Consider the following 4,341-nt stretch of genomic DNA (forward strand, 5'->3'; position numbering starts at 1 on the left):
TAGTCTTATAGTGGTCTTGTGTACCACAGCATCAATGATGCTGCTTTATGACTTCCAAGATTTGGAGGCAGATTACGTTCGTATAGATGTTGTGAGAGGATTAAATGGACTAGATGAGCAGTTGTCCAATTTATCTGCTATAGCAAAAGAGGATACAATATTATTATTATCAAAATTTGCTAATAAGAATAAACTCAAACCTGATACTAATTTAGCGATAGAGGAATTGATTAATTTCAGTTTAGTTAAAAACTTTTTTATTAATCAAAAACTCAACTTAATATTACGACTCAATTCTCAAGGAGAAATTTTATTTAGTCAAGGATTTGATCAAAATAAACAAACAGAAATACTCATACCTAACAGCTTAAAAAAACATTTACCTCTACTTCAAAACCTAGAGTTGGAAAATTATTTTTCCCAAAAAACAGGTATTATTATTTTACCAGAAGCACCGCTTCTGATAGCTGCCATTCCTGTTACTAATGAAAAAGATAATCTAAGCAAGGATACCTTAATTGTGGGACGCTACTTAGATAATATGACAATAGCTAATTTAGCTGAATCCACAAAATTATCACTAACTTTTAATTGGTGGGAAAATAATTCCCTTTCCCCAGAAATTAATCAACAACTAAAAACTTCAGAAATACTTGTACAACCCCTTAACTCTAATAAAATAGCTGGCTATACAATTATCCAAGATATCTACGGTAAACCAGCTCTAATTTTAAAAGTAGAAACAGAGCGAATAATTCACTACCACAGTCGATTGCTCTGGGATTACTTTATTCTTTCATGGGTAATAGTAGGTTTGGTTTTTTGTGTGGTGACAATTGTAGTTATAGAAAAATTGGTAGTCTCCCGCATTTCACAATTTAGCAAAGTAGTAAAGAAAATAGCCTCCAGTGGAGACCTTTCAAACCGTGTATCAATAGTAGGGGATGATGAATTGTCTAGTCTGGCAAAGACTATAAATCAAATGCTTGAAGCATTAGAAAATTCTCAATCTGAACGTCAAGATAGTGAAGAGCGTTATAGACTAATGGCAGAAAACTCCACTGATATGATTTCTCGTCATTCTTCGGATGGGGTTTTTCTTTATGTATCACCTGCTTGTCGTAGTCTCATGGGATATTCTCCATCAGAACTTGTAGGTACTCATCCAAAACAATTTTTTGCACCTGAAGATACTGGACTAATTACCAAAGCTTATTATACTATCCTCAAAAAACCAGTAACTTATACTCTTAGCTACCGTATCTTTCATCAAGATGGTAGATATATTTGGTTGGAAAGTACCGCTCGTACAATTCGCCATCCTGAAACAGGGAAAGTACAAGAAATTATTGCCGTTTCTCGTGATATTTCCGATCGTAAACAAAGAGAACAAGAATTACAAGAAAGTGAAGCTGCTATTCGTAAGTTATATCAAATAACTGCTGCCCCTTATCAACATAAAAATCAAGATAGTTACCTAAGTTATGATTTTAATTATCGCCTCCAACAATTATTAGAAATGGGGTGTGAAAAGTTTGGTCTAGAAATAGGAGTATTATCTCAAATAAAAGATAATAAATATACTATTATTGCAGCTAAAAGTCCTGATGATTCTATTTGTCAAGGGCAAAAATTAGACTTAGAAAAAACCTTTATTTTTGCAGCTAGAGGAGAAGAACCAATATATTTTGAATCTATTAAATATTCGGGTTTTTATACCAACATAGATATGGCTTTCCCAATCGCAGCATATATGGGAGCGCCAATTATGGTAGAAGGTTCATTTTATGGTACTCTTAATTTCTGGAATCCTCAACCTCTTATGGAACCTTTTAAAGCTGTAGATAGAGAATTATTAAAACTAATGGCGCAGTGGATAGGTGGAGAATTAGAGCGTCAAAAAACAGCAATTGATTTAGCAAAAGCTAGAGATGAAGCACTAGCTGCTACTAGAACTAAAAGTGAATTTCTCGCAACTATGAGCCATGAAATTAGAACCCCAATGAATGCAGTTATTGGTATGACTGGTTTACTATTAGATAGTCCTCTAGAATTAGACCAAAAAGATTTTGTTCAGACTATTCGTAGTAGTGGTGATGCTTTACTTACACTTATTAATGATATTCTTGACTTCTCCAAAATAGAATCAGAAAAATTAGACTTAGAAAAACATCCTTTTGATTTACAAACTTGTTTGGAAGAATCTATTGATTTATTAGCAGCAAAAGCTTCCGAAAAAGGATTAGAACTTGCCTATTTTATTGATCCAGAAACTCCAACTATGGTGATCGGAGATATTACTAGGGTACGTCAAATTTTGGTTAATCTCTTGAGTAATGCTGTGAAATTTACTTCTCATGGTGAGGTATTAGTTTCTGTTAGTGCTAGACAGTTAGAAGTAGAGCAAAATTTACAGCAAAATTTACAAAATTTAGCAGGAGAAAATATTTATGAATCTCATACTTATGATATTTCGCCTGTGTATGAAATACAATTTTCAGTCAAAGATACAGGTATTGGCATTCCTGCTAATCGTATGAATCGTTTATTTAAGTCTTTTAGTCAAGTTGATTCTTCTACCAGTCGAGAATATGGAGGTACAGGTTTAGGATTAGTTATTAGTAAAAAATTAGCTGAAATGATGGGTGGTCAGATGTGGGTTGAGAGTATAGATGTAATTGGCGGAAATCCCCCAGAAGCTTATAAATCATCTACTTTAGATGAAAAACCAGCTAATATAAATGAAAAATCGGGTTCAACTTTCTATTTTACGATAGTAAATAAATGTAGTATTCAGACTGTTAAGGATAAGTTAATTGAAACTAATTATTTAGATGGTATTCACCATAATTTAGTAGATAAAAGAATATTAATTGTTGATGATAATAATACGAATAGAAAAATTTTATTAAAACAAACAGAATCTTGGGGGATGATAGTTAGCACTGCTGAAAATGCTAATCATGCTTTAGAATTAATTGCCACAAATAATAAGTTTGATGTGGCAATTGTAGATATGCAAATGCCAGAAATTGACGGTTTGAGTTTAGCTACAAAAATCCGTCAAAATCCAATTTATCAGGATTTACCTCTGGTACTTCTCTCTTCTTTAGGTAAGCAAGAAATTAATCCTTCTCATCAATTATTTGCAGCAGTTATTAATAAACCTGTTAAACAATCTCAACTTTATGAAATCTTACTAAATATTTTTTCTGGTAAAGGTATTGAAGTTAGGGTTACAAGTAATAGTAAATGGAATGCTGAGGTAATTCCTTTATTGGCAGAGGAATTACCCCTAAGAATATTATTAGCTGATGACCATTTAGTTAATCAAAAAGTAGCTTTACAAATTTTACAACGGATGGGATATCGTGCTGATGTTGCTAGTAATGGTTTGGAAGTTTTAGAAGCTGTCTTTGGTTTGCCTTCTCAATATGATGTAGTTTTGATGGATGTACAAATGCCTTTAATGGATGGTTTAGAAGCCACTCGTCGCATTCGCCAAGAATACGAAAATCCTACAGAATATCCCGAAAAAACTTCTGAGGAAAGACCTCGCATTATTGCTATGACTGCTAATGCAATGCAGGGCGATCGCGAAGAATGTATAGCTGCCGGAATGGATGATTATATTAGTAAACCTATACAAATGAAACAGCTTATTGAAGCTTTGAGTCAATGTAAACCTCTTGTTAATGAAGGAAAAGAAAAACTCAATTTTACTTCATCAAATACTTCTCTGGAAACTGAAAAAAATAAAAATTATACTTTCAATGAAAAGACTATTCTTGAGAGTAATATAATAGAAAGTTTGATAGAAATAGAAGCTTTAGATGAAGCAATAGAGACTTATTTGAATACTTCTCCCGAACTGCTAGAAAATATTAATATTGCTATTAATCAAGCTAACCCGTTAATACTTAAGAATGCTGCTCATTCTCTGAAGTCTATTAGTGGTACTTTAGGGGCAATGACTCTTTATCAGGTTTGTCAAGAATTAGAAGTATTAGCTCGTTTAGCTTATGAGTCAGGAAATTCTACTCCAGCAGAAGCAATAGAGATTTTTGCTGAGGTTAAAATTGAATATGAAAAAGTTATTGCTGCTTTGAAATTAGAGCAGCAGAAATAGTAGGGGCGGGTTCCACGTTAAGTTAATGGTTTTATATAAGATCCGGTTGAATACTTGTTATATAGTTGGGGAGATGGGGGGATGGGGAGATGGGGAGTATAAAGTGTAGATACAATTATGAACATATATTATATAACCGGATTCTATATTACAAATTATTCCGATAAACCTGCCCCCACCCCAATAATCTAATTTTCATCACAAAAAATTAA

General features: G+C 33.0%; 1 protein-coding gene. It reads left to right on the top strand.

Annotation, left to right across the window (positions count from 1 at the left end; all coding sequences use genetic code 11):
- The first annotated feature begins 34 nt into the window (after positions 1–34).
- On the top strand, positions 35–4,129 hold the full coding sequence (locus F6K40_RS39010; RefSeq protein WP_483143794.1) for a response regulator: 4,095 nt from the start codon (positions 35–37) through the stop codon (positions 4,127–4,129).
- Positions 4,130–4,341 lie beyond the last annotated feature (212 nt).

Origin of the sequence: Okeania sp. SIO3I5 (assembly GCF_010672085.1) — a bacterium.
Lineage (GTDB): Bacteria > Cyanobacteriota > Cyanobacteriia > Cyanobacteriales > Microcoleaceae > Trichodesmium.

Excerpts from the sequence above, each read along its gene's own strand:
- F6K40_RS39010 (WP_483143794.1), top strand. The coding sequence starts at position 35 with ATGATGCTGCTTTATGACTTCCAAGATTTGGAGGCAGATTACGTTCGT.